A 25,734-nucleotide genomic window follows, 5' to 3' on the forward strand; every position below is an offset into this window, starting at 1 on the left:
GTTCGCTACCTGGTGATGTTGTGGTGCCGCCTGCCGTACGCGCCACTGACCAGCGAGACACCGATCGCGGCCAGGACGACCTGGGTGATGAGTTCGAGCCAGTCGAAGCCCGACGTGCTCGCGTAGCCGAAGCCCCGCGCGATGGCCGTGCCGATGAAGGCGGCCACGATCCCGACCAGCATGGTCAGCCAGATCGGGATCGGCTGCTTGCCCGGCAGGACGAGCCGTCCGAGCGCGCCGATGATCAGACCCACGATGATCGCCGTGATGATTCCGGTGATGCTCATCGAAACTCCTTATGTCGTGACCTGTCCTGGAGTACCGCGAGTTGCCCGGATCGAAACCGCCCGCGCGCCTTTTGTTGCCTTGGAAACAGCGGCGACGGACGGGGGAACGGCAAAAAAAAGGGGCCGCGAGGAAATTCCTCGCGGCCCCTTTTTTCACAGTGTGAGTCAGAACGCGGCTTCGGGAACCTCCATCAGGTCGTTGTCGGCGGCTTCGACGATCGCGCGGCGCGCGGTCAGTTCCGGCAGCACGCTCTTGGCGAAGAACGACGCGACGGCGATCTTGCCCTGGTAGAACGTCTGGTCCTTGGCCGAGGCGCTGTCGACCTTGGCCAGCGCGATCTCCGCCTGGCGCAGCAGCTGCCAGCCGACGAGCAGGTCACCGGCGGACATCAGCAGCCGGACGGTGTGCTGACCGACCTTGTACAGGTTCTTCGGGTCGTTCTGCGACGCGGTCAGGTAGCCGATCAGCGCGCCCAGCATGCCCTGGAAGTCCTCGAGGGCCTGCTTCAGCAGCTGGCGCTCGTTCTTGAGCTGGCCGGCGGCCTCCGACGAGGTGTCCTCGATGAACTTGGTGATCTCACCCGCGAGGTAGCCGAGCGCCTGCCCCTTGTCCCGGACGATCTTCCGGAAGAAGAAGTCCTGGGACTGGATCGCGGTGGTGCCCTCGTACAGCGAGTCGATCTTGGAGTCGCGGATGTACTGTTCGATCGGGTAGTCCTGCAGGAAGCCCGAACCGCCCAGCGTCTGCAGCGACTGCACGAGCTGCTCGGTGGCACGCTCGGAACCGACACCCTTGACGATCGGCAGCAGCAGGTCGTTGATCCGCTCGGCCAGCTTCAGCGACGCCTCGTCGCCTTCCTGCGTCCACACCTGGTCCTGGAAGGACGCGGTGTAGAGGTACACCGCGCGCAGGCCCTCGGCGTAGGCCTTCTGCAGCATCAGCGAACGCCGCACGTCGGGGTGGTGCGTGATGGTCACCCGGGGCGCGGCCTTGTCCAGCATCTGGGTCAGGTCGGCGCCCTGGACGCGCTCCTTGGCGTACTCGAGCGCGTTGAGGTAACCGGTGGACAGGGTGGCGATGGCCTTGGTGCCCACCATCATCCGGGCGTACTCGATGACCTGGAACATCTGCGCGATGCCGTCGTGCACCTCGCCCAGCAGCCAGCCCTTGGCCGGAACGCCGTGCTGGCCGAAGGTCAGCTCGCAGGTGGTGGAGACCTTGAGGCCCATCTTGTGCTCGACGTTGGTCACGAAGGCGCCGTTGCGCTCGCCCAGCTCGCCGGTGTTGGTGTCGAAGTGGAACTTCGGCACCAGGAACAGCGACAGGCCCTTGGTGCCCGGCTTGGTCTCGATGCCGGGACCCTCGGGACGGGCGAGCACCAGGTGCATGATGTTCTCGGTCATGTCCTGGTCGGCGGAGGTGATGAACCGCTTCACGCCGTCGATGTGCCAGGAGCCGTCCTCCTGCTTGATCGCCTTGGTGCGGCCGGCACCGACGTCCGAGCCGGCGTCCGGCTCGGTGAGCACCATGGTGGCGCCCCAGGCGCGCTCGATCATGATCCGCGCCCAGCGCTTCTGCTCCTCGGTGCCGTTGCGGTCGAGGATCATCGCGAAGTTCGGGCCCGCGAGGTACATGAACAGGGCGGGGTTCGCGCCGAGGATGAGCTCGGCGGCGGCCCACTGCACGGTCGGGGGCAGGCCGAGGCCGCCAAGGTCGTTGGTGAGGCCGAGGCGCCACCACTCGCCGTCCCAGAGCTGCTGGTAGCTCTTCTTGAAGGACTCGGGCAGCGTGGCCGAGAAGGTCTTGGGGTCGTAGACCGGCGGGTTGCGGTCGGCGTCGGCGAAGGACTCCGCCAGCGGGCCCACAGCGAGGTTGTTCAGCTCGGACAGCGCACCGCGGGCGGTTTCCTCGTCGGACTCCGCCAGCACGCCCTTGCCGAGGCGGTTCTGGACGCCGAGCACCTCGAACAGGTTGAACTCAAGGTCTCGGACATTGCTCTTGTAATGGCCCATGTCGTCGCTCCGTCGTGTATCGGGTATCCGGCTGGGCGCATGCTGGTCCCCTACTGGCCGGTAACTTCAGGATATTACCTGCTGGTAACCGGGGCAAGGGGGGCCGGTGGTGTGTGACCCAGAAGGCGCCTCAGCGGGCTCGGTGCTCGGCCAGGCCGGGCTGGTTAACCCGGGTGCGAGTAGGGGAAACCCGCTCCGCGGCCTCGGTGTTGTCGGTCGGCTGGGCGACGAGGATGCCGTTGCGGAAGGCGATCGCCACGGCATGCGTCCGATCACGCGCGGACAGTTTGCGAAGGATGCTCTTCACGTGGGTGCGCACCGTTTCCACGGAGAGGTAGAGCAGCTTGGCGATCGCGGCGTTCTCCAGTCCGTCCGCGACGAGCTGCAGCACCTGGTACTCCCGGCGGGACAGGGGCATCCGCACCCGGTGCGCCGCCTCGCCCTGGTGCAGGGCCTGGCGGGGAGCGGTGGTGAGCTGCGCCAGCGCGGGGTCGAGGTAGCGGCGGTCGAGATGGGTACGACGGATGGCCTCGACGAGCCGCCGGGGCTCGGCGATGCGCGGCAGCGCGCCGTGCACCCCGGCCACCAGCGCGGACTGCAGGAACACCGGATTCCGGTGCGCCTCACGGAGCAGCATGATCACCAGCACCGCGGGATCGCCGTGCACCAGCAGTTTCGTCAGGTGACCGTGGGGGTCCAGCCCGGAGTCGATCAGGATCACGTCCGGCCGCACCTGCTCGGCCAGTTGCAGTGCGGAGTGCGGTGTTCCCACGCCTCCGGCCCAGTGCAGTCCGGGAGTGCGCTGCACGATTGCGGACAGGCCCTCCCGGCAGATCGGCACCGGGTCGACGGCCGCGACACCGAGACTGCGGGCGGGGCCGGGGCCCTGCGATGCCCGGGGTGGCTCGTTACTGCGCGTCATCACGACCTCGTCTCGGCACGGTCATGGCCGGCGCGAGGCCTTTGGCCCGGCGAGGCCACCCCCCCTCGATGGCCTCGCCGGGCGCTCTTGCTACCGCGACCCGATCCCCCCTGCTTGGGATCGGCCGGACATGACTCTGTCCTCTGAGGGAGTAACCAGAATGGCCTACATGACGCGGCTTCACCCCGCCGAGTTTCGCGCTACTCTGAGTAGACCTCACGGTGGAGCTCGGCGAAGGCCTTAGCCAGCGTCGCCGCCGTCCAGTGGGCGTTGAGACCACTGGGATTGGGCAGTACCCAAAGCGGCGTTCCGGCAATCTTTTCCGGCCGAGGTCCGAGCGCGGCCTTGGGGTGGCCGAACGCCGTCCGGTAGGCGGTGATCCCGACCACGGCCAGGTAGCGCGGCCGGTACCGTTCGACCTTCCGGGTCAAGGTGACCGCTCCCTCGCGCAACTCCGCCTCGGTCAGCTCGTCCGCCCGCGCCGTCGCCCTGCCCACCAGGTTCGTGATCCCCAGCCCGTACCGCGGCAACTCGTCCTGCTCACTCGGGTCCAGACGGCGCGGGGTGAAACCGCCGCCGTGCAACGCGCCCCAGAAGCGGTTGCCGGGCCGGGCGAAGTGGTACCCGGTGGCGCCCGAGTAGAGGCTCGGGTTGATCCCGCAGAACAGCACGGCCAGCCCGGGCGCGATGACGTCGGGAATCGTGCTGCCGTGCGCCTCGGCCAGCTGCTTCTTCGTGGGGCGGAAGGAGGACATGCGGGCTCATTCTGCCGTCGCACCCCAGCGAAGGGACCACATGACCAGCCGGATTCTCGCCATCGCCATCGACTGCCGCCAGCCGGACGCGCTCGCGCGCTTCTGGTGTGCGGCCCTCGGCTACGAACTCACGCGGCACTGGCGCGACGCGGTCGGACTGGAGTACCTGGAGATCACCGGCGACGGACCGATGCTGCTCTTCCAGCCCGTCGGCGAGGACAAGGTGGTCAAGAACCGTCTCCACCTCGACCTCGCCCCCGTGGCGGGCACCCAGGCCGACGAGGTGCGAAGGCTGTGCGAACTCGGCGCCACTCTCGTCGCGGACGAGCCGTCCTTCCCCTGGATCGTGCTCGCCGATCCCGAGGGCAACGAATTCTGCGTGCTGCCACCGCGCTGAGGGGTGACCGTGACGCGATCGCGGCGGCGAAACGGACGACGATGGGAGTGGCGTGATCACTGCCGATGGCTGCCCAGTCGAGGTCTACACCATGTTGCCCGCCGCGGGCGAGGCCGAGATCGTGCACGCGGCGATATCCGCCGGTGCGACGGTGCTCGATCTCGGGTGCGGCACCGGCAGGATCGCGCACCGGCTCGTCGAACTGGGCCACCCGGTGACGGCGGTCGACGATTCGCCCGAAATGCTGGCTCACCTCCGCGGAGCGGAAAAGGTGTGCGCGCGGATCGAGGACCTGCGCCTCGGGCGAGGCTTCGACGCTGTCCTCCTCGCGAGTCACCTGATCAACGGTTCCGGCATCCGGGGCCTTCTCGCCGCAGTGCGGCGTCACCTGTCGGACGACGGGCGGGCACTTATCGAATGGCACCCGCCGGAGTGGTTCGACCGGTTGGCCGAAGGGGACGGCGGGATGCTTGGCGAAGTCCGGGTCAGCCTGCGTGACATCGTGCGCCGCAACGAGGCGCTCACCGCCACTGTCCGGTACGAGGCACGAGGCGGGCGCTGGGAACAGCGGTTCACCGCGTATCGCCTGACCGAGGCAAACCTCGTGTCGCACCTGGCCGAAGCCGGGCTCGCCTTCGAGGGCTGGCGCGATCCCGAGCGCACCTGGTTCGGTGTTGTGTCCGTTTGACGGTGGCCAAGTCGACTTCGAGGGCGTACCGTTTGTGATCTACCACACAAGGACGGCGCCAAAGGAGGCGGTGTGGAAATCGCGATCGTCTTCGGGCTCGTGCTGCTGATCTTCATGGCTGCCGCGGTGACCGTGGCGTGGGAGAACCGGCGGGCAGCGCGTCGTGCGGCCCTGCGCAGGGCCGCACGCCTAGCGAGTCTGGGTGAGGTGGATCCGCTCGCGCCGAGCCGTCTGCGCTGGGACCGCTGAGGCCCGCAGGGCGAGCAGCAGTGCACCGGCGATCCAGCCGAGCGCGGCACCCGTGGTGTTGGTGATCAGGTCGTCCACGTCGAAGATCCGGTACTGGAACGGCGCGGTCCCCCAGTTCGCGGTCAGCTGGGTCAGTTCGATCGCCAACGAGCAGGCGAAGCCGAGCAGGGTGGTGCCCACCAGCCCGCGCCGCCACAGCATCCGCGCGAAGATCCCGAGCGGGACGAAGAGCAGCACGTTCAGTGCCATCTGCTCGAAGGCGGTGGTGGTGATCGAGTGCCACAGGCCGGGGGCGACCCGGTCCGTGCGCACGTCGGTGATCCACTGGAACGGGGTGAGCTGGATGGTCTGCACCAGCCGGTGCGCATTCGGTCCGGGCAGCGGCAGCAGCACCACCGCGAGGGTGAGGCAGGCGTAGCACAGCAGGGCCGCCGTCGTCGCGATCCGCCCCGGCAGAAACCGGCCGAACCGGGCCCGCTGGATGATCAGCTGGGGGACGAGCACCGTTCCCCAGAGGGCGAGGAAGGCGAGTAGACCGGTTCCGAGGGCGTTGACCTGGGCTGATGTCATGATCCGACGGTAGGGCCGGGGAGGGGGCGGCCGGATCGGTCGAAGGGCCGGTGGTCCGAGCTGGGGATCGGCCAAGTGGCCGATCATGCGAGGTTTACCTGACATCAACCTTTCTACGCTGGTGGTGATCGCTCTCCGCAGGCAAGATCCCCTCCGATATGCCCCCTATCGGAGGAAAAATGACTCTTTCACCTCGCGTGCTGCGACGTGCCGTAGCGGCCACCGCCGCCGCGCTCGCGGCCGTGACCGTCGGCGCGACGCCCGCGTCCGCGCATCCGGTGGATCAGACCACGGACGTCCGGCTGATCACCCTCAACGACTTCCACGGCAACCTCGAGCCGCCCTCGGGGTCCTCCGGCCGCGTGAAGCTGGCGGATGGCAGCACGGTCGACGCGGGCGGTGCCGCCTATCTGGCAACGCACGTCAAGCAACTCGAAGCGCAGGCGCGCAATTCGCTGGTGCTGTCGGCGGGCGACAACATCGGCGCCTCGCCGCTCACTTCGGCGCTGTTCCACGACGAACCCACCATCGACTTCCTGAACGAGATCGGCGTGCAGGCCTCGGTCGTCGGCAACCACGAGCTCGACGAGGGATACCAGGAACTGCGGCGGATGCAGACCGGCGGCTGCCACCCGACCGACGGCTGCCAGTTCGAGGACTCCTTCCAGGGGGCGGACTTCCCGTTCCTCGGCGCCAACGTCACCTTCGACAACGGCAGGCCCGCCCTGCTGCCGTTCACCATCCGGGTTGCCGGCGGGGTGCCGATCGGCATCATCGGCGCGACGCTGAAGGACCTCCCCACCGTCGTCACCCCGAGCGCGATCAAGGGGCTCCACTTCGGTGACGAGGTCGAGGCGATCAACCGCACCTCGGGCTGGCTGGACCGGCTCGGCATCCGCTCGCAGGTCGTGCTGCTGCACCAGGGGGACAACACCGGCGGCGGTGGTCCGAACGACTGCACCGTCACGCCGGGTCCGGCCACCCAGATCGCCAAGCAGGTCTCGCCGAGTGTGGACGCGATCTTCACCGGACACAGCCACCAGCAGTACAACTGCCTGATCAACGATCCGGCGGGCAACCCCCGACCGGTGATCCAGGGTGCCTCGTTCGGGCGACTGCTTTCGGTGGTCGACCTCAAGATCGACCGCAGGACCCGCGACGTGGTGCGCTCGGCGACCGTGGCTCGCAACGAGATCGTCACCCGGGACGTGCCCGCGGACCCGGCGGTGCAGAAGCTGGTCGACCAGGCGAAAGCGGAGTCGGCGCCGATCGCGAACAAGAAGGTCGGGACCATCACCGCGGATCTGAAGGCGGCGGGCGGGCCGTCCGGCGAATCGCCGCTGGGTGACGTCATCGCCGACGCACAACTGGCGGCGACTACCGGTAACGGGGCCCAGGTCGCGATCACCAATCCGGGTGGAATCCGTGCCGACCTCACTTACACCTCGTCTCCGGCAGGCGAAGGCGACGGTGTGGTGACCTACGGCGAGGCGTTCACGGTGCAGCCGTTCTCCAACATCATGCAGACGATCACGCTGACCGGCGCGAACCTGAAGAACGTGCTGGAGCAGCAGTGGACCGCGAGCAGCACGCGGATCCTGCAGATCTCCTCGACCCTGCACTACACCTACTCGGCTTCGGCGCCGATCGGTGCGAAGATCTCGAACATCACGATCGACGGCGTCCCGCTCGACCCGGCCGGCACCTACCGGGTTTCGGTGAACAACTTCCTCGCCGCGGGCGGCGATGGTTTCACCGAGTTCACCAAGGGTACCGGTCTCACCGGTGGACCGGTCGATCTCGACGCGCTGGTCGCCTACCTCGGCGCCCACCCCGGGATCGCGCCGCCCGCGGCCGACCGGATCACCGTGGTCGCATAGTTCGGCCGGAAACGGGTTCCCGGCCGACTCGGTTCACTCGGCCGGGAACCCGTTCCCGACACGGAGCGCAACCACGCTCGTCCAAGTGAGCGGAGTTCATGTTTGGCTGTCCCGATCGCTCAAGCCGCGCCTCTCTGTAGACGACAGAACATGCGGGACGGAGGTGAAGGCCGTGTCGACCGAGCAGGCGATGTCGGACGCGGTGAGCCTGCACGAGTCGATCGCGGGGGCGTTCGCCTCGCAGGGCGACTGGGAGCGTGCTTACCAGCATCTCCGGGCGGCGCTCGAGCTGTCTCGCGCGTGTCCGCCGGTGATTCCCGAGCAACTGCGCCGCGAGGTGGACCGCCTGCGCCGGGAGCGCGCGCAGGCGCGGGAAGAGAGTCTGCGTGACGCGCTGACCGCGGTGTACAACCGCCGGTACCTCGACCGGAAACTGGCCGATCTGCCCGCCCCGTTCGCGGTCGCGCTGGTGGACATCGACCTGTTCAAGAACGTGAACGACAACTTCGGGCATTTCACCGGTGACCAGGTGCTGCGGCGCGTAGCCGCGCTGCTCGGCGAAGGCCTGCCGCCCCAGGGTTTCTGCGCCCGTTACGGCGGCGAAGAGTTCGTGCTCGTCCTGCCCGCCGTCGCGGCCGGCGACGCGATCCTGCTCGCGGAACAGGTCCGGACCAAAGTGGCCGAACACCCGTGGCCGGAGTTGTGCCCCGGACTGGCGGTGACGGTCAGTGTCGGGCTCGCCTGCGGCGCCGGGGGCGGAACCTGGGCACAGGTGCTCGACGCCGACCGGCTGCTCTACGCGGCGAAGCGGGCCGGCCGCAATCGGGTCGCTTATCGAGACAGCGAAGACGGGTACGTTATCCAATACAGACCGTAGTTGGCGTCCGGCCATTACTCTTTTCGTCACCGCTCGGTTCACCCGGTTTGTCGCACCCGGCACCCGTTCTCCCACTGTGCGTAAAAAAATTCGTGGGAGGGTGTCGTCAGGAACGGCGAGTATCCGTACGATAACGATGCTCGCCACGCCGGCGATCAAACCTTCGACGGGGTTCCGCCGACCAGAGCTTCGAGAGGAGACCGGGTGCCCGACGATCATGCTGCCGGCCCCGGCTCCCGAGACACCGGCAGCCCTTCCCGGGCAGGTCGACGGCGCCGCTCCGTGGACACACCAGGCGGAATCAGCGTTTCGGATGTGCTCGCCCAGCACACCGGGATCCGCCCGGTGTTCGACACGGCGGGCGCGACGGCGGCCAAGAGCGAAGCGGCCCGATCGTCCGAGCGCAGGCCGCGCGAGCCGCACCCGTCGCTGCCACCGGTGGCCCGGCGTGCCGCACCGGCCGCGCCCACCGCCGATCCCCGCAGCTCCGAATCCCCCGTCCAGCGCCGTCCGCCGGTCCCGCCCGCCGTCCGCCCGCCTCGGCCGCCGCTGGCCTCACCGCCGGTCCCGCCCGCAGCGGCCGCCCCGCCCCGCCGGGCGGCCTCCGCGCCCCCGGCAGGCGAGGCCCCCGGGCGGCATCGCTCCCCCGCGCCGCCCACACCTCCGGCGCCTCAAGGGCCTCAGCCGCAACTGGCGTCCAGGGCTGTGGCACCGGTGGCGCCTGAGGCGCCGGTCCGCCGCAGGCCGCCCGCGGAACCGGAGTCGCCCCAGGCCCGTCCGGCACGGCCTGTCGCCGCCCCACCGAAGGCCGTTGCCCTGCCGAAGGCCGTGCCACCGAAGGCCGCCCCGCCGGCCGAGGCCGAGGCGACCAGGATCGCGGCGCCGGTGCGCCGCAGGCCGCCCGCCGAACCCGAGTCGCCGCAGGCGCGCCCGGCGCGACCCGCGAGCCCCCCGCCGGCTCCCCCGCGGCCCCGGATCGTCACGCCGGAAGACCGGCTGACGATGACCGACGAGCTGGAGCCGATCGACGACAGCACCAAGGTCCGCCGCAAGATCGACCACACGCTCGCCCGTTTCTCGGCGGCCCATGACGAACTGGCCGCCGAGGAGGCCAAACGCAAGCAGCGACTCGAAAAACTCGCCGCGCGTCCGGCGCAGCTGTTCGAGCAGACCCGCACCGTGTTCCAGCGGGCGATCTCGCCGATCCGGCCCGCCCAGACCGACGCCGAGGCCGAGGCCGAACCCGCAGCGGAACCGGAGCAGCCCGCTCCGCAGACCCGCCTGCAGGAGAAGAAACAGCGCAAGAACGAGCGCTCCATCCTCGTCGGACGAATCGTCGCCGCGGTGCTCGCCACACTGGTGTTCCTCGGCATCGGGGCCCTGTGGGGCACCAAGACCTGGTTCAACAGCAAGTTCACCGAAATCGCGGCACTCGACGAGAACTCGGCCGACATCCAGGACGCCCCGGCACAACTCGGCGACGAGAACTTCCTGATCGCCGGGTCCGACACGCGGGTCGGGGCCTCCCCCGACGAAAACGTGGGCAACGCCCAGCAGGTCGAGGGGGCGCGTTCCGACACGGTGATGCTCGCGCACGTCCCGGCGGACCGGCAGCGCGTGGTGGTCATCTCCTTCCCCCGCGACCTGGAAATCTCGCGCCCGTCCTGCAACCGTTTCGACAACGTCAAGAACGAGTACACCGACGACGTCGTGCCCGCGGAGACGAAGGTCAAGCTGAACACCGCCTACGCGGTCGGCGGCCCCCGCTGCCTCACCAAATGGGTGCAGCAGTTGACCGGGATGCGCATCAACCATTTCATCGGTGTCGACTTCAACGGCTTCAAGGAAATGGTGGACGCCGTCCAGGGGGTGACCGTGCACCTGGACGCCCCGATCAAGGACACCGTGCTCGGCATGGTGATCTCGCAGACCGGGGACGTGACGATCTCCGGAGACCAGGCGCTGAGCTTCGTCCGCGCGCGGCACGTGGTGGGCGACCCGACCTCCGACTACGGCCGGATCAAGCGCCAGCAGCAGTTCATCGGCGCCTTGATGAAGAAGGCCATGTCCCATGGCGTGCTGACCAGTCCTTCGCAGTTGTCCGCCTTCGTCACCGCCTTCGCCAAGGCGACCTTCGGCGACAACATCGGTGTCGACCAGATGCTGACCCTGGCCCAGTCGATGAAGGGCCTGGATCCGGCGAAGGTCGCCTTCATGACCGTGCCGACCACCGGCGAGGCGAACTCGCGGGGCAACGAGGTGCTGCTGGACAGCAAGGCCAAGGCCATCTTCCAGGCGCTGATCCAGAACACCCCGCTGCCGGGGACCGGTTCGCCGTCCTCCGCAAGCCCGCAGTCGAACCCCTAGAACCGTTAGCGGCGGTTCACCCCGGGTTCACTCTGCGATGCGGTGTTTAGCCCGTTCGGGTCGTAAGGTGTGGGCATGCGCGAGGCTTATCACGTCGAACTCGAAGAGCTGGCCGGCAAGCTGGCCGATATGTCGGCTCAGGCCGCCACCGCGATGGAGCGGGCCACCAAGGCACTGCTGGAGGCAGACCTTGCCCTGGCGGAGCAGGTCATCGGGGACGACTCGAAGATCGACGACGCGCGCGCCCAGTGCGAGGAGGAGGCCTACGCCCTGCTCGCACTGCAGGCTCCCGTCGCGACCGATCTCCGCACCGTGCTCGCGGTGATCCACGCCGCGGAAAGCCTGGAGCGCATGGGCGACCTGGCACTGCACGTGGCGAAGGCCGCCCGGCGCCGCCACCCCGCGAACGCGCTGCCGGAGCCCGTCCAGCCCTACTTCGCCGAGATGGGCGAGGCCGTGGTGCGGCTGGCGCGGCGGACCGAAGAGGTCATCAAGTCCAAGGACGTCGAGGCGGCTCGTTCCCTGGAGGCCGACGACGACCAGGTCGACGAGATCCACCGCCACCTGTTCAGCGTGATCATGGCCAAGGACTGGGAGTTCGGGGTGCCCGCGGCCGTGGACGTCACGCTGCTGGGCCGGTTCTACGAGCGCTACGCCGACCACGCGGTCTCGGTGGCGAAGCGCATGGTGTTCGTGGCCACCGGCAAGATGCCGGGCTACGGCTCCGACGAGGACATCTGAGCCGGGCTCACTCCCGCCGGAGGCGCTGGTGCAGCGCCGTCATCCGGGAGTCGAGGTCGGCCGCGGTCGCGGCCGCGGCCCGCAACTCGCCGCCGAAGTCGGCGGGGGCCTCCCCGTCGTACTTGTAGAACAGCTTGTGTTCGACGGCGGCCCAGAAATCCATCGCGATCGTGCGCATCTGGATCTCCACCTTGACCCGCTCCACGCGGTCGGACAGGAACACCGGGATGCGCACGATCAGATGGAGGCTGCGGTAGCCGTTGGGTTTGGGCTCGGCGATGTAGTCCTTGGTGCGGACGATCTCCACGTCGTCCTGCGCCGCCAGCATGTCCGCGACGAGGTACACGTCGGGGACGAACGGACACACCACCCGGATACCGGCGACGTCCTCGATGTGCTCCCGTACCGCGTCCAGGCTCGGCGCGAGACCCTTGCGCCGGAGCTTGCGCACGATCGCCTCGGGCTGCTTCACCCGGCTCGTGATGTGCTCGATCGGGTCGTGCTGGTGGGCGAAGTCGAACTCCTCGGACAGGATCCGCAGCTTCGTCATCAGTTCGTCGACGCCGAACTTGTAGACCATCAGCTCCCGGCCGAGGTCGCGCAGCGCGGCGACGGTCCGCGGATCGTCCAGTACGGTCATAATCCCAGCTTAGCCAGCCGAAGAGGCCGACCGGGTGGCGCCGATCGAGGCCGCGACCACGCAGCACAGGGCCAGCCACTGCAATGGTTGCAGCGACTCGTGCAGCACGACAAGGCCGGCGAGCGCGGCCACCGCGGGCTCCAGGCTCATCAGCACCCCGAACACGCGCGGCGGGATCCTGCGCAGGGCCTCCAGTTCGAGTGAGTACGGGATGACCGAGGACAGCAACGCCACGGCCAGCCCGATCACCAGTACCCACGGCGAGAGCAACCCGGTGCCGGTTTCCGCGATCCCCGCGGGCATCGCGATCATCGCCGCGACCGCCATCGCCAGTGCCAGGCCGTTGCCTTGGGAGGTGCGGTTGCCGAGGGCGGCGCCGAGCAGGATGTAGGCGCCCCAGCAGATTCCGGCGCACAGCGCGAACAGCATGCCGAGCAGGGAGAGGTCGCCGCGGGTCTCGGCGAGCAGTACGACGCCGCCCGCGGCCAGCAGCGCCCAGACGGCGTCGAGCAGGCGGCGGGATCCGGCCAGCGCCACCACGAGCGGGCCGAGGAACTCGATGGTCACCGCGATGCCCTGCGGGATGCGGGCGAGCGCCTGGTAGAAGGTCAGGTTCATCAGCCCGAGCACAAGGCCGTAGCCGACCACCACCGGCCACGCGCGCCGCCCGAGCCGGAGCGTGGGCCGCCACACCAGCAGCAGCACGAGCGCGGCGAAGAACAGCCGCAGGGTGACGGTGCCCGCCGCCCCCGCGACGGAGAACAACTGCTTGGCCAGTGCGGCGCCGACCTGCACGCTGACGATGCCGACCAGGATCTGCACCGGCGGCGGGATCGCGCCCAGCGCGCGGGCGGCAGGCCCGGCCACCCGCGGTCGCGGCAACCGCCCGCCCAACTCGTCCACATGCACTGAAACCACGTTTCGATCCTCCCACTTCGGGCCCGAGCACAGGGAAAGGGCCGTGAGGGAGTCCCTCACGGCCCTTCGCGGAAACGGCGGATCAGCCGAAGCGGCCGGAGATGTAGTCCTCGGTGGCCTTCTCGTTGGGGTTCGAGAAGATCTTCTCCGTGTCGTTCAGCTCGACCAGCCTGCCGGGCTGACCCACGCCGGCCAGGTTGAAGAACGCGGTCTGGTCCGAAACGCGCGCCGCCTGCTGCATGTTGTGGGTGACGATGACGATCGTGTAGTCCTTCTTCAGCTCACCGATCAGGTCTTCGATCGCCAGGGTCGAGATCGGGTCGAGTGCCGAGCAGGGTTCGTCCATCAGCAGCACGTCGGGCTTCACCGCGATGGCGCGGGCGATGCACAGCCGCTGCTGCTGACCGCCGGAGAGGCTGCCGCCCGGCTTGTTCAGCCGGTCTTTGACCTCGTTCCACAGGTTGGCCCCGCGCAGGGCCCGCTCGGCGATCTCGTCGAGCGACTTCTTGTTCTTGTTGCCCGCCAGCCTCAGGCCCGCCACCACGTTGTCGCGAATGGACATCGTGGGGAACGGGTTGGGGCGCTGGAACACCATGCCGATGGTGCGCCGCACCTGCACCGGGTCCACGTTGGACGCGTAGATGTCCTCGCCGTCGAGCAGCACCTGGCCCTCGACCCGCGCGCCGGGGATGACCTCGTGCATGCGGTTGAGGGTGCGCAGCACGGTGGACTTGCCGCAACCGGAGGGCCCGATGAAGGCGGTGACGTTCCGCGGCGGCACGGACAGCGTCACGCTGTCCACGGCGTGGAACTTGCCGTAGTAGATGTCGAGGTCCTTGACGTCGATTCGCTTAGCCATCGCGAAAGCTCACTTCTTCTTCGGGGCGACCACGCGGGAGATCACCGTGGCGACGAGGTTGATCAGGGCGATGATGAGGACCAGCGTCAGCGCTGCGCCCCAGATGCGGTCGAAACCGACGCTACCGGGCTCCATCGAGTTCGTCGCCCGCTCGTTGTTCATGAGCAGCGGCAGCGAGGCCTGCTCGTGGCCGAACAGATTCCAGTTGGTGTAGGCCGAGTAGCCCACCAGCACCAGCAGCGGAGCGGTCTCCCCCATCACGCGCGCCAGCGCCATCATGATGCCGGAGATGATGCCGGACAGCGCGGTCGGCAGCACGATCTTCATGATCGTCTTCCACTTCGGCACGCCGAGTGCGTAGGACGCCTCGCGCAGGTCGTCCGGCACGATCCGCAGCATCTCCTCGGCCGAGCGGACCACGACCGGGATCATCAGAAGTACCAGGGCCAGCGACACCGCGAACCCGCTGCGTGGCAGGCCGAAGGTGGTCACCCACAGGGCGTAGATGAACAGTGCCGCCACGATCGACGGGACACCGGAGAGAATGTCCACCATGAAGGTGGTGACCTTGGCCAGGCGGGCGTTGCGGCCGTACTCCACCAGGTAGATCGCCACCAGCAGCCCGAGCGGCACCGCGATGACGGCGCAGACCAGGCCCTGCTCCAGGCTGCCCACGATGGCGTGCAGGACACCACCGCCCACCTCGTCGGACAGCACCGACCCGAAGTCCTGGGTCCACCAGTTGCTGTAGGGGATGCGCTTGATCCCGTTGGCGATCACCGTGTACAGCACCCACACCAGCGGGGCGACGGCGATCAGGAACGACAGCCACACCAGCACGGTCGCCAGGGTGTTCTTGGCCCGGCGGGCGAGGCTGATGTGCTGGAACGCCGGGCTGGACGCGGGGCGTTCGGTTTCGGACAGGGTGCTCGTCATCGCGTCAGTTGCCCTTCCGGTCGCCGATGATGGCCCTGGCCCCGAAGTTCACCGCGAAGGTCAGCACGAACAGCACCAGGCCCGAGGCGATGTAGGCGCCTGCCGAGGTCGGGTTGTTGAACTCGCTGGCGTTCGTGGCGATCTGCGAGGCGAACGTCGCGCCGCCGTCGAAGATGCTCCAGTCGAAGTGCGCTCCGCGCGGGATGAACAGGATGACGGTCACCGCGATGGTCTCACCGAGCGCGCGGCCGAGGCCGAGCATCGACGCGCCGATGTAGCCGCCCTTGCCGAACGGCAGCACCGTGGTGCGGATGACCTCCCACCGGGTCGCGCCCAGCGCGAGGGCGCCTTCGATCTGCGCGGGCGGGGTGCGGTCGAACACCTCGCGCGAGAGCGAGGTGATGATCGGCAGCAGCATCACCGCCAGCACCACGCCCGCCGTGAAGATGGTGCCCGCGAAGTTGGGGTAGACGTTGCCCTTGCCGAAGATCGGGATCCAGCCGAGCGCCTGGTTGAGCCATTGCGAGACCGGTGCCAGCTCCGGCGCGAGCACCAGGATGCCCCACAGGCCGAAGATGATCGACGGGACCGCCGCCAGCAGGTCGATGACGTAGGCGAACGGGCGGGCGAGTTTCTTGGGTGCGTACTGGGTGAGGAACAGCGCGATCCCCAGCGAGATGGGCATCGCGAACACCAGTGCCACCACCGAGCTGAACACGGTGACCAGCAGCAGGTCGAGGATGCCGAAGCGCAGGTGAGCCGGGTCGCCCGTCGACCACTCCCGTGACGTGAGGAAGCCGACCTCGTCGGCCTTCAGCGACGGAATGGCCTGAACCAGCAGGAACAGGCCGATCAGGCCGATGATGACCACGACGAGAGCGCCGGCGCCGGTTGTCAGGTTCTGGAAGATGCGGTCACCGGGCCGCACCTTGGTCTTGGCCTTGATCTTGGCCTCCGGTAGTGGTCGAGACGACGACGGACGCCCACCGGGGTTCCCGGTGGGCGTCCGCGTCGAGCTTGGTTCGCTCATTGGTTGTCTAAGTCCAACCTGTTTCCGAACTGAACTCCAGCCTCAGGAGATCGCGTTGACCGCGGTCAGCACCTTGTCCTGCAGGCTCTGCGGCAGCGGCACGAAGCCCTTGTCCGCGATCGGCTGCTGGGCGGTGGTGGCGGCGGTGGTCAGGAAGGCCTTGGCCGCCTTCGCGGTGTCCGCGTCGTAGCCCTTCGAGCAGACGATCTCGTAGGTGGCCAGCAGCAGCGGGTAGGCGCCCGGGGTGTTGCTGGCGTAGATCTTGTCGAGGTCCATGGCCAGGTCGTTGGTGCCGGGGGCCTTGAAGGCCGCCGCGTCGAGCGCCTTGGCGACGTTCTGCGGGGTGAGCTCGACACCGCCCGAACCGCTGTCCAGCTTGGCGGCGGTCAGGCCGTCCTTGACGTAGGAGGACTCGACGTAGCCGATGGCACCGTCGGCGCCGCGGATGCCCGAGGCGACACCGTTGGAACCGGAGGCACCGTTGCCGACGCCGCCCTTGAAGGCCTTGCCGGTGCCCTGGGTCCAGGCACCCTTGCCGGCGGCGGCCAGGTAGTGCTGGAAGTTGTCGGTGGTGCCCGACTCGTCGGAACGGGAGAACACCTGGATCGGCTTGGCGGGCAGGTTGACGCCCGGGTTGGCGGCGACCACTGCCGGGTCGTTCCAGGTCTTGATCTGGCCGTTGAAGATCTTGGCGGCGAGTTCGCCGGTCAGGGTCAGGTTGGTGACGCCGTCCAGCTTGTAGGCGATGGCGACCGGGCCGACGACCATCGGCAGGTTCCACGCCGGGTTGCCCGCGCAGCGCGTCTTGGCGGCCTCGGCGTCGGCACCGCTGATCGGGGAGTCCGAACCACCGAAGTCGACCTGCTTGGCGTTGAACTGCTTCACGCCCGCGCCGGAGCCCGTGGCGTTGTAGTTGACGACCTGGCCCGCGCACGCCTTCGCGTACTGCTGGGCGAAGATGTCCATCGCGGTCTTCTGGGCGGTCGAGCCCTCACCGGAAAGCGGCGACTTGCCCCCGCACTGGACGTTCGCCGTGCCCGTGGCCGCGCTGGCCGCGCCCGACGTGCTGGTGCCGGTGTTGGACGCCGGGTCCGAGCCACAGGCGGCGAGCGCAAGAGCCGCGCTGGCCACGATGCCGACCGCACCCATCGGCCGCATGATCTTCACTGTCATGTCCTCCGAGCTATGTGAGCTTTCCGAAACCGGACACTAGGCAGACAGGGTGGACACACGGCCGGATCTGGGTTAACGAGAGGTGAACAAGAGCACCTTTTCCACGTGGCCTTCTTCACCCGAAGGGTTGTCGTGTCCTTGCTGTGACCTGCGGGTTTGCGATCCGTGATGGTACAGCGTCATTCGGTTAACGCGGCGAAACAATGATTACAGAGAGTATTGGACGTCGGTGGCGAATCGGGTGAACCCGAGGCGCGAGTAGACCGCCAGTGCGGGGGCGTTGTCGCCCTCGACGTACAGGATGACCTGCCCGAGGCCGCGCTCACGCAGGTGACGCAGCCCGGCGAGGGTCAGCGCCTTGCCCAGTCCCCCGCCCTGCGCGCCGGGATCCACCCCGACCACGTACACCTCGCCGACCTCCTCGCCGCCGAACTGCTTCGGATCGGCGGGGTGCACCTTCGTCCAGTGGAAGCCGAGCACCGTCCCGTCACGTTCCGCGAGGAAGAACCCGGCCGGATCGAACCAGTTCTCGCGCTCGGCCGCGCGCAACTCGTCCTCGGTGAGGCTGCCCTGCTCGGGATGCCAGTCGAAGGCGCGGGCATTGACGGCCACCACGGCCCGTTCGTCCTTGCCCGGCACGAAGGTGCGCAGGGACACGCCCTCGGGCAGGGCGGGTTCGGGCCAGTCCGCCCCCGCCACCGGGACGTGCAGCACGAGCAGTTCGCGGACCCTGCGCAGACCGGCGCGTCCGGCGATCCGCGCCGCCGCCGGATGGTCCCCGTGCGCCCAGAAGCGCAGTTTGTCCTCGCCCGCGCTCGTGCCGGACCGGGCGGCAACGGCGTCGACGAGCGCCGTTCCGACACCCCGGCGGCGCAGGTCCGGCCGGACGATCACCTCGGCCACCTGGCGGCCGAAGGAGTCCCCGACGGTGTCCAGATGCGCGTAACCGGCCAGGGCACCCTCGTCACGGGCGAGAAGGTGCGGCCCGGAGGCGAACTCGCCCGGCAACGGCCCCTCGGCGGACACCTCGGGGCGGCCGTCCGCTGCCCGCGCCGCGAGCAGCAGCTCGCGGACGTCACGGGTGGCGGCCTCGTCCAGTTCCTCTACCCACACCAGGTTCAGCACGGGTTCGAAGGTACCCGCCGATCGGTGAGCGGGTCAGTAAGTGGAGAGCTCGCTGGGCAGGTCGGCGCTGTCGAAGGAGAGCGAGCCGGCGCCCGGCTTGGCGTGCCCCTTGGCGGGCCGCTCGAACTTGTAGCCGACGTTGCGGACGGTGCCGATCATCTGCTCGTGCTCCGGGCCGAGCTTGGCGCGCAGCCGCCGGACGTGCACGTCCACCGTGCGGGTGCCGCCGAAGAAGTCGTAGCCCCAGACCTCCTGCAGCAGCTGGGCGCGGGTGAACACCCGGCCGGCGTGCTGGGCGAGGTACTTGAGCAGTTCGAACTCCTTGTAGGTGAGTTCGAGGGTGCGGCGGCGCAGGCGCGCGGTGTAGGTGGCCTCGTCGATCACCAGCTCGCCGACCCGCAGTTCGGCGTCGACCTGGGTCGACCCGCCGTCGCGGGTGGTGGCCAGGCGCAGCCGGGCGTCCACCTCGGCCGGGCCCGCGGTGGGCAGCAGGATGTCGTCGGTGCGCCATTCGGCGCTCACCGCCACGAGACCGCCCTCGCCGACCACGGCGATGATCGGGGTGCTCGCCTCGTCCTCGCCGGTGCCCTTGAGCAGGCGGCACAGGCTCTTCGCGGAGGCGAGGTCGGTGCGGGCGTCCAGCAGGATGACGTCCCGGTGCCCGGCGTCCAGCAGCGCGGTCACCTCGGGAGCACGCACCCGGACGGTGTGGGGTAATAGGTCCAGGGCCGGCAGGACTGAGGTAGCCTCCGCCTCGGGAGTGAGTACGAGCAGGTCCAAGCTCATCGCCACCGCCTTTTCCGTGTTCGTAGCCTCGAGCCCCCCTGGCCGGTGTTTAGTAAGAGTAACCGGCGAACACTGGAAACACCTCCCCCGTGCCGTGCTCGTCACAGTGACGTCACACTGGGGACCCAGGACTTCCGACAGATCGGATACGAACAGTGAGCAGGCCTGTGACCGAGGACCGGACCGCTTCCCCCCACCCGGCGAACCGCCGTGGCCGGCGCGCCCGGCGGATCATCATCAGCCTCATCGTGCTGGCCGGTGTCCTGGTCGCGGCGGATTTCGGGCTCGCGGCCTACGCCGAGCACACGGTGTCCCAGAAGGCGCGGCAGCAACTGGGCCTGACCGACGACCCCTCGGTCACCATCCACGGCTTCCCGTTCACCACCCAGGCGATCGGCGGTGACTACCGGCACATCTCGCTGTCGGCCTCGGGCGTGCCCATCAAGGACCTCAAGGACGTGGGCGTCAACGCCGAGCTGACCGACGTGGCCGCGCCGCTGTCGGACCTGGCGAACGGGAACACGAGCGCGATCACGATCGGCAAGCTGTCCGCCCAGGTCACCATCAAGGCCAGCGACATCGCCAAGATCGACCCGCTGACCAAGATCGAGGACCTCCGGATCGAGCCGTCGAGCATCGAGTACGTGCAGACCGGACAGGACCTGCCGTCGACGAACGGTGGTGCCACCACCCGCCCCGAGACGCAGGACAAGTCGAAGGCCGGGATCCGGGTCTCCGGCAACGTCGAGATCGCCGGTCAGAAGATCGAGATCTTCTGCTTCGCCATGATCGAGCTGCACGGGACGACGATCCAGATCATCCCCGCGCGCCTGCAGTACGGGAATGACAAGGAGACCACCGTTGTTCCCCAGGCGGTGCAGAAGGCCTTGCTGCCCAACTTCAAGGCGACCATCGACACCGGGAAGCTCCCGTTCGCGGTGACGCCGACGGCGGTGGTTGTCAACAGCGGTTCCGTCACCATCAAGGGCGAGGCCGAGAACGTACAGTTCAGCAGGATGGCTTCGGGAGGGTGAAACGGATGACCGGCTTGTGGGTCGTGGTGGGCGTGCTGGTGCTCGGGCTGTTCACGGGGGCGCTGCGGTACGCCCGTGAGGGCCGGATCCGGGCCGCGAAGAAGTCCAAGCACGCCCTGCCCGCACCGGTGGCCGAGGTCATCGACCCGGCGGGCGGGGTCACCCTCGTCCAGGTTTCCACCTCGTTCTGCGCTCCATGCCGCCACGCGAAGGCGGTGCTCGCGCCACTGGCCGGGCGCACCGAGGGGCTGACCCACGTCGAGCTCGACGTGACCGATCAGCCGGAGGTGGCGCGGGCGCTGGGCGTGCTGCGCACCCCGACCACCATCGCCTTCACCTCCGACGGCACGGAGCTGCTGCGCGTCAGCGGCGTGCCGAAGGGCGACGAGGTACTGGCGGCGCTCGGTGAGCAGCTGCCCTCCGCCGATATCCCCGCCACTCGTCTCACCTGATGAACGTGGTTCCCACGAACAGGGAACCCTGGGTAGGCTGAATGCCGTGGACAGGCTGCCCCTCACCTTGCTGACGCAACGTCGCGCGGTCGATTTCTGCCGTGTGCGCAGCAGCCTGTGTCTGGACTGACGGGTCTTTTCCGTTCGTCCATTCCCTTTTCCCTCAGTGACGCGTGTTTTCGCGCGCGTCTGACCGGGGAGGTCACATGTCAGCAGGACCCGCCGTCGATCCGCGAGGTCCCCGTTTTGCCGCGGTGGTGACCACGGTGGTGCTCGCCGTCGTGCTGGTCACCGGGTGGTGGCCGCTGCTCGCGGCACAGACCGTGGTGTTCGCGATCGGCGCCTTCATCGGACTCCGGCCCGCCCCGTACTCGGTGCTGTACCGGGTGCTCGTGGCACCGAGGCTGGCGCCGCCCACCGAACGCGAGGACGCCGCCCCGCTGCGGTTCGCCCAGACCGTCGGGTTCGTGTTCGCGCTCGTCGGCACCATCGGCTACGTCTCCGGTGCGACCGTGCTCGGTGTCGTCGCGACCGCGTTCGCATTGTTCGCCGCCTTCCTCAACGCGGCGTTCAACTTCTGCCTCGGCTGCGAGATGTACCTGCTGATCCGCCGGTTCGTGCCGAGCGCGGGCGAGGCTCCCCAGTCCTGAATCCGGACATCCCCACAAGAAGCCAGCTGGAACAAGGAAGAGAGTGCCACCGACCATGAGCCGTGAAGACGTCCTCGTGACGACGCAGTGGGCCGAGGAAAACCTGGACACCCCCGGCGTGGTCTTCGCCGAGGTGGACGAGGACGTGTCCGCCTACGACGGCGGCCACATCCGCGGCGCCGTGAAGATCGACTGGAAGAGCGAGCTGCAGGACCCGGTCCGCCGCGATTTCGTGGACAAGGCCGGTTTCGAGGCTCTGCTGTCGGAGAAGGGCATCGGTAACGACGACCTCGTGATCCTCTACGGCGGCAACAACAACTGGTTCGCCGCCTACGCGTACTGGTACTTCAAGGTCTACGGGCACAACAACGTCAAGCTGCTCGACGGCGGCCGCAAGAAGTGGGAGCTCGACGGCCGCGAGCTGAGCACGGACGAGGTCAAGCGCGAGCGCACCACCTACGTCGCCAAGGAGCCCGACACCTCGATCCGCGCCTTCCGTGACGAGGTCGTCGCCGCCATCGGCACCAAGAACCTGATCGACGTCCGCTCGCCCGACGAGTTCTCCGGCAAGCTCATGGCGCCCGCGCACCTGCCGCAGGAGCAGGCGCAGCGCGCCGGTCACATCCCGACCGCGCTGAACGTGCCGTGGGCCAAGACCGCCAACGAGGACGGCACGTTCAAGAGCAACGAAGAGCTCAAGGAGCTCTACGACGGGGCCGGCCTGGAGAGCGGCAAGGCGACCATCGCCTACTGCCGTATCGGTGAGCGGTCGAGCCACTCCTGGTTCGCCCTGCACGAGCTGCTCGGGCTCGAAGACGTGAAGAACTACGACGGATCGTGGACCGAATACGGCTCGCTCGTGGGCGTGCCGATCGAGACGGGAGCTAAGTGATCATGAGTGCAGACGGTTGCGGCGCGCCGGTGCAGACCGCCACTCCGGCCGACCTGGACACCCGCGGCGAGGTCGTGGTGGCGGGCAGGGTGACCGGCGGCGACGGCCCGCTGGGCGGCGCCTACGTGCGCCTGCTCAACGGCGACGGCGAGTTCGCCGGTGAGGTGCAGGCCTCCCCCGAGGGGGACTTCCGCTTCTACGCGGCCCCCGGTTCCTGGACGGTGCGTGCCCTGCACCGTGCGGGCAAGGGCGAGGCCTCGGTGACCGCCGAAGGCCCCGGCCTCCACCAGCTGACCATCGCGGTCGCGTAAGGGACTCGACAGCGGGGGACCTTTGCTGCGAATGATTCGCAGCAAAGGTCCCCCGCTGCTGTATGCGGGCGGCGGAACGTGGGCTACGCGGCATTTCGGGGCTGGGCGGGGTCGGACCCGGCGGCCGGGAGTTATCCTGCACGCGTGGAGATCCTGTTTACGACGCTGCTGGTCATCGCGGCCGTCGCCATCCTCTGGTTCACGTGCTACGTCGTCTACCGGCTCTACGCCGACCAGCGCTGAGGTAGTACCGAAGCGATGAGCAGCGGCGACGACGCCATCCAGGCGGCGGAGCGGCGGGCGGAGAGCACGCGGGGCCTGAACCTGCCCCAGTTCGACGATCTGCCGATCCCCGTCGACACGGCCAACCTTCGCGAGGGCGCGAACCTCAACGACGCCTGTCTGGCGCTGCTGCCACTGGTCGGGGTGTGGCGCGGCGAGGGCGAGGTCGTCTACCCGACGATGGACAAGCCGGTCAGGTTCGGCCAGCAGTTGACCATCGCGCACGACGGCAGACCGTTCCTCCTCCACGAGGCCCGGTCCTGGCTGCTCGACGACGAAGGCAACGTCCTCCGGCCCGCGGCCCGCGAGGTGGGCTGGTGGCGCCCGCAGGCCGACGACACCATCGAACTGCTGCTGGCGCATTCCAGCGGCATCATGGAGATCTTCTACGGCAAGCCGCGCAACCAGACGTCCTGGGAACTGGGCACCGACGCGGTGGTCCGCACGGCCAGCGCCAAGGAGGTCACCGGCGCGCAGCGGCTCTACGGCCTGGTGAACAACGGCGACCTCGCCTACGTCGAGGAGCGCGCGATGGTCGGCCACGAACTGCAGCCGCACGTGTCCGCCTATCTCCGCCGCGTCGTCGGCTGACGAACTTGCGCTGGCTGCCCTGCGGCGCGGACGCGGTACTGATCGAGTGCGCTTCGCTCGAGGAGACGAGCGCGGTCCGCGCGACGGTGACCGCGGCGGACCTGCCGGACGTGCTCGAGGTGGTACCCGGCGCCCGCACGGTGCTCGTGGTGGCACGCCGCGGGTCGCGGGGGCTCGCCCGCGTCCGTGACCTCGTGGAGGGCGCCGACCTCGATCACCCGCCCGGTGCCGAGCCACGCCTGGTCACGCTGGACGTCCACTACGACGGGGACGATCTCGACCTGGTCGCCCGCACCGCGGGCCGGTCCGTGGACGAGGTCGTCGAACTGCACACCGGTGCCGAGTACACCGTCGCCTTCACCGGGTTCGCGCCGGGATTCGCCTATCTGACCGGGTTGCCCGAGCCCCTGCGGCAGCCCCGCCTGGCGACGCCGCGGACGCGGGTGCCCGCCGGTTCGGTCGGGCTGGGCGGCGAGTTCACCGGGGTCTACCCGCGATCTTCGCCCGGGGGGTGGCGCTTGCTCGGGCACACCACCGCGGTGCTGTTCGACACGCGGGCCGAGCGGCCGGCACTCCTGTCGCCCGGCGACCGGGTGCGCTTCCGGAGGGCGGGATGAGGTCGATCGAGGTACTGGCCACCGGGCCCTCGTCGCTGATCCAGGATCTCGGCAGGCCCGGGTACGCCCATCTCGGGGTGCCGCCGTCGGGGGCGCTCGACGGGCCCGCGCTGGTACTGGCCAACCGCCTGGTCGGCAATGCGGAGTCCGCGGCCGGCGTCGAGGTACTGCTCGGTGGGCTGAGCCTGCGAGCGCGGTGTTCCTGCACCATCGCGGTGACCGGTCCGCCCGTGCTGGTCACGCTGGACGGGCGGCCGGTGGGCTCGCACGTTCCGGTGCACCTTGCCGAGGGACGGACGTTGAGCATCGGCACGCCGGAGACCGGGTTGCGCTGCTATCTGGCGGTGTCCGGCGGGGTGGCGGTGGAACCGGAACTCGGCAGCCGGTCGCGCGACGTGCTGTCCGGTATCGGCCCCGCCCCGCTGGCGCCGGGAGACGTCCTCCCGCTGGGCTCACCGCAGGGCGTTCCGGTCGGTGAGGACGAGCTCGCCCCGCTCTCGCCCGCCCGGGAACTCGAGGTGCCGGTGCTGCTCGGCCCTCGGGACGACTGGTTCGCCGAGCCTGCCTCGGCGCTGGCCACGCGCTGGACGGTCACGCCCGAGTCGAACCGGGTCGGGCTGCGGCTGTCCGGGGAACCGCTGCGGCGCGTGAGGGACGGCGAACTGCCGAGCGAGGGCATCGTCACCGGGGCGGTCCAGGTACCGCCCAGCGGGCTGCCGCTCGTCTTCCTCGCCGATCACCCGACCACCGGCGGTTATCCCGTGATCGGAGTGGTGGCACCGGCGGCGCTGCCCGCCCTCGCGCAGGCGCGCCCCGGTACCCACGTCCGTTTCCGACCTCAGGCGTAGACGTTCTCGTACGCCTCGGCCAGTTCGGCGTGGATCTCGCTCGCGTCCCGCAACGGCTGTCCGTCGAGGGTGTGCACCCTGGTCAGCTTTCGGACCGAAGAGGCGAGGAACACGCCGTCGGCCGCGCGCAGGTCGTCGGCGTGCAGCGGCTCGATCTTGGTGCTCCAGCCCGCGCGCTCGGCGCCTCGGAACACCGCCGCCTGCGTGGTGCCGGGCAGGATGCCGATCGTGGCGGGGGGTGTGAGCAGCGTCCTGCCCTGGGCGAGCACCACGTTGGACGTGGGGCCCTCCAGCACCGAACCGTCGGTCGCCAGGAAGATCACGTCGTTCGCGCCGCGCCGCGCGGCCTCGCGGCCCGCGGCCATGTTGATGCTGTACGACAGCGACTTCGCGCCGAGCAGCAGCCACGGCGAGCGTTCTGCGAGCCCGGGGTCGATCCCGCGCTCGAGTGTGACCACCGAGACCCCCTCGGCGCGGGCACGGATCACCTTCTCGTCGATCGCCATGCCCAGCGCGAACGCGGTGGGGCGCGCCTCGGGGTCGCCCTCGACCCCCCGCGTGTAAACCAGTTTCAGCGCGAACTCGTGGCCACCGGGCCAGTTGTCGATCACCTGCGCGACCACGCGCTGCCAGGCCTCGTCGTCGGGCTCCGGCATGTCGAGCATCGACGCCGAGCGGGCGAGCCGGTCCAGGTGGGGACGGAGCTCCCGGGGCTCGCCGTCGACGACGAGGATGGTTTCGAAGACGCCGTCACCGCGCATCAATCCCAGGTCGTCCACCCTGATGTGCGGGGTTTCGGGATTGGCGAGGGTGCCGTCGAGGAAGGCGAGTACGCGCATGAGCC

Annotated in this window: 28 protein-coding genes; 14 read left to right on the forward strand and 14 right to left on the reverse strand. The window is 69.0% G+C overall.

Going from position 1 to position 25,734, the window contains the following annotated elements:
• Positions 1-5 precede the first annotated feature (5 nt).
• The 4 genes from ORV05_RS33380 to mug form a co-directional block, all read right to left on the reverse strand.
• Positions 6-287: a GlsB/YeaQ/YmgE family stress response membrane protein gene (locus ORV05_RS33380; protein ID WP_268755853.1), complete on the reverse strand. Its 282-nt coding sequence runs from the start codon at positions 285-287 to the stop codon at positions 6-8.
• Between the two features lie 165 nt (positions 288-452).
• On the reverse strand, positions 453-2,300 hold the full coding sequence (locus ORV05_RS33385) for an acyl-CoA dehydrogenase (protein ID WP_268755854.1): 1,848 nt from the start codon (positions 2,298-2,300) through the stop codon (positions 453-455).
• Between the two features lie 130 nt (positions 2,301-2,430).
• Positions 2,431-3,222: a response regulator transcription factor gene (locus ORV05_RS33390; RefSeq protein WP_268755855.1), complete on the reverse strand. Its 792-nt coding sequence runs from the start codon at positions 3,220-3,222 to the stop codon at positions 2,431-2,433.
• Between the two features lie 200 nt (positions 3,223-3,422).
• Positions 3,423-3,977: a G/U mismatch-specific DNA glycosylase gene (gene mug / locus ORV05_RS33395; protein WP_268755856.1), complete on the reverse strand. Its 555-nt coding sequence runs from the start codon at positions 3,975-3,977 to the stop codon at positions 3,423-3,425.
• A gap of 40 nt (positions 3,978-4,017) precedes the next feature.
• Here mug and ORV05_RS33400 point away from each other — a divergent pair, with 40 nt between their 5' ends.
• Both ORV05_RS33400 and ORV05_RS33405 read left to right on the forward strand, forming a co-directional pair.
• Positions 4,018-4,374, forward strand: a complete 357-nt coding sequence (locus ORV05_RS33400) for a VOC family protein (protein ID WP_268760016.1) — start codon at positions 4,018-4,020, stop codon at positions 4,372-4,374.
• Between the two features lie 52 nt (positions 4,375-4,426).
• Positions 4,427-5,062, forward strand: a complete 636-nt coding sequence (locus tag ORV05_RS33405; RefSeq protein WP_268755857.1) for a class I SAM-dependent methyltransferase — start codon at positions 4,427-4,429, stop codon at positions 5,060-5,062.
• A gap of 189 nt (positions 5,063-5,251) precedes the next feature.
• Here the strand turns inward: ORV05_RS33405 and ORV05_RS33410 are convergent, their stop codons facing one another.
• Complete coding sequence (locus ORV05_RS33410; RefSeq protein ID WP_268755858.1) at positions 5,252-5,881, reverse strand: VanZ family protein; 630 nt, start codon at positions 5,879-5,881, stop codon at positions 5,252-5,254.
• A gap of 179 nt (positions 5,882-6,060) precedes the next feature.
• On the opposite strand from ORV05_RS33410, the gene ORV05_RS33415 reads away from it, so the two are divergent.
• From ORV05_RS33415 to phoU, 4 genes are all read left to right on the forward strand, one after another.
• Positions 6,061-7,761 carry a bifunctional metallophosphatase/5'-nucleotidase gene (locus ORV05_RS33415; protein WP_268755859.1) on the forward strand — a complete coding sequence of 567 codons (1,701 nt, stop codon included), beginning with the start codon at positions 6,061-6,063 and terminating at the stop codon, positions 7,759-7,761.
• Positions 7,762-7,933: 172 nt separating this feature from the next.
• On the forward strand, positions 7,934-8,638 hold the full coding sequence (locus ORV05_RS33420) for a GGDEF domain-containing protein (protein WP_407652633.1): 705 nt from the start codon (positions 7,934-7,936) through the stop codon (positions 8,636-8,638).
• Between the two features lie 282 nt (positions 8,639-8,920).
• Positions 8,921-11,005, forward strand: coding sequence for an LCP family protein (locus ORV05_RS33425; protein WP_326938105.1), 2,085 nt, complete (start codon positions 8,921-8,923; stop codon positions 11,003-11,005).
• A 75-nt stretch (positions 11,006-11,080) separates the two neighbouring features.
• Complete coding sequence (gene phoU, locus ORV05_RS33430; RefSeq protein WP_268755860.1) at positions 11,081-11,746, forward strand: phosphate signaling complex protein PhoU; 666 nt, start codon at positions 11,081-11,083, stop codon at positions 11,744-11,746.
• A gap of 7 nt (positions 11,747-11,753) precedes the next feature.
• Here the strand turns inward: phoU and ORV05_RS33435 are convergent, their stop codons facing one another.
• From ORV05_RS33435 to ORV05_RS33470, 8 genes are all read right to left on the reverse strand, one after another.
• Complete coding sequence (locus ORV05_RS33435; RefSeq protein WP_268755861.1) at positions 11,754-12,386, reverse strand: GTP pyrophosphokinase; 633 nt, start codon at positions 12,384-12,386, stop codon at positions 11,754-11,756.
• Between the two features lie 9 nt (positions 12,387-12,395).
• Entirely contained in the window at positions 12,396-13,304 is a 909-nt protein-coding gene (locus tag ORV05_RS33440; protein ID WP_407652634.1) for an EamA family transporter, read from the reverse strand.
• Between the two features lie 82 nt (positions 13,305-13,386).
• Positions 13,387-14,163, reverse strand: a complete 777-nt coding sequence (gene pstB, locus ORV05_RS33445) for a phosphate ABC transporter ATP-binding protein PstB (RefSeq protein ID WP_268755862.1) — start codon at positions 14,161-14,163, stop codon at positions 13,387-13,389.
• 9 nt (positions 14,164-14,172) lie between these two features.
• Entirely contained in the window at positions 14,173-15,099 is a 927-nt protein-coding gene (gene pstA, locus ORV05_RS33450) for a phosphate ABC transporter permease PstA (protein WP_268755863.1), read from the reverse strand.
• A 4-nt stretch (positions 15,100-15,103) separates the two neighbouring features.
• On the reverse strand, positions 15,104-16,027 hold the full coding sequence (gene pstC / locus ORV05_RS33455; protein WP_268760020.1) for a phosphate ABC transporter permease subunit PstC: 924 nt from the start codon (positions 16,025-16,027) through the stop codon (positions 15,104-15,106).
• Positions 16,028-16,171: 144 nt separating this feature from the next.
• Positions 16,172-17,296 (reverse strand): phosphate ABC transporter substrate-binding protein PstS, encoded by a 1,125-nt coding sequence (gene pstS / locus ORV05_RS33460; RefSeq protein ID WP_268760021.1) that lies wholly within the window; start codon positions 17,294-17,296, stop codon positions 16,172-16,174.
• A gap of 213 nt (positions 17,297-17,509) precedes the next feature.
• Positions 17,510-18,427: a mycothiol synthase gene (gene mshD / locus ORV05_RS33465; RefSeq protein ID WP_268755864.1), complete on the reverse strand. Its 918-nt coding sequence runs from the start codon at positions 18,425-18,427 to the stop codon at positions 17,510-17,512.
• Positions 18,428-18,460: 33 nt separating this feature from the next.
• Entirely contained in the window at positions 18,461-19,213 is a 753-nt protein-coding gene (locus ORV05_RS33470) for a winged helix-turn-helix transcriptional regulator (RefSeq protein ID WP_268755865.1), read from the reverse strand.
• A gap of 167 nt (positions 19,214-19,380) precedes the next feature.
• On the opposite strand from ORV05_RS33470, the gene ORV05_RS33475 reads away from it, so the two are divergent.
• From ORV05_RS33475 to ORV05_RS33510, 8 genes are all read left to right on the forward strand, one after another.
• A complete protein-coding gene (locus ORV05_RS33475) occupies positions 19,381-20,247 on the forward strand; it encodes an LmeA family phospholipid-binding protein (protein WP_268760022.1) in 867 nt (288 codons plus the stop codon).
• Between the two features lie 5 nt (positions 20,248-20,252).
• On the forward strand, positions 20,253-20,699 hold the full coding sequence (locus ORV05_RS33480) for a thioredoxin family protein (RefSeq protein WP_268755866.1): 447 nt from the start codon (positions 20,253-20,255) through the stop codon (positions 20,697-20,699).
• Between the two features lie 206 nt (positions 20,700-20,905).
• Complete coding sequence (locus ORV05_RS33485; protein WP_268755867.1) at positions 20,906-21,349, forward strand: DUF4395 domain-containing protein; 444 nt, start codon at positions 20,906-20,908, stop codon at positions 21,347-21,349.
• Positions 21,350-21,404: 55 nt separating this feature from the next.
• Positions 21,405-22,241 carry a sulfurtransferase gene (locus ORV05_RS33490; RefSeq protein WP_268755868.1) on the forward strand — a complete coding sequence of 279 codons (837 nt, stop codon included), beginning with the start codon at positions 21,405-21,407 and terminating at the stop codon, positions 22,239-22,241.
• Between the two features lie 2 nt (positions 22,242-22,243).
• Positions 22,244-22,552 carry a DUF1416 domain-containing protein gene (locus ORV05_RS33495; RefSeq protein WP_268755869.1) on the forward strand — a complete coding sequence of 103 codons (309 nt, stop codon included), beginning with the start codon at positions 22,244-22,246 and terminating at the stop codon, positions 22,550-22,552.
• 258 nt (positions 22,553-22,810) lie between these two features.
• Positions 22,811-23,425 carry an FABP family protein gene (locus ORV05_RS33500; RefSeq protein ID WP_268755870.1) on the forward strand — a complete coding sequence of 205 codons (615 nt, stop codon included), beginning with the start codon at positions 22,811-22,813 and terminating at the stop codon, positions 23,423-23,425.
• A gap of 5 nt (positions 23,426-23,430) precedes the next feature.
• Positions 23,431-24,042 (forward strand): 5-oxoprolinase subunit PxpB, encoded by a 612-nt coding sequence (pxpB, locus tag ORV05_RS33505; RefSeq protein WP_268755871.1) that lies wholly within the window; start codon positions 23,431-23,433, stop codon positions 24,040-24,042.
• Positions 24,039-24,890: a 5-oxoprolinase subunit C family protein gene (locus ORV05_RS33510; protein WP_268755872.1), complete on the forward strand. Its 852-nt coding sequence runs from the start codon at positions 24,039-24,041 to the stop codon at positions 24,888-24,890. The genes pxpB and ORV05_RS33510 overlap by 4 nt, the downstream gene beginning before the upstream one ends.
• On the opposite strand, the gene ORV05_RS33515 is transcribed toward ORV05_RS33510, so the two are convergent.
• Entirely contained in the window at positions 24,881-25,729 is an 849-nt protein-coding gene (locus ORV05_RS33515) for an aminodeoxychorismate lyase (RefSeq protein ID WP_268755873.1), read from the reverse strand. The two genes, ORV05_RS33510 and ORV05_RS33515, sit on opposite strands and share 10 nt — an antisense overlap.
• Between the last annotated feature and the right edge of the window lie 5 nt (positions 25,730-25,734).

Origin of the sequence: Amycolatopsis cynarae (assembly GCF_026802195.1) — a bacterium.
Lineage (GTDB): Bacteria > Actinomycetota > Actinomycetes > Mycobacteriales > Pseudonocardiaceae > Amycolatopsis_E > Amycolatopsis_E rhizosphaerae.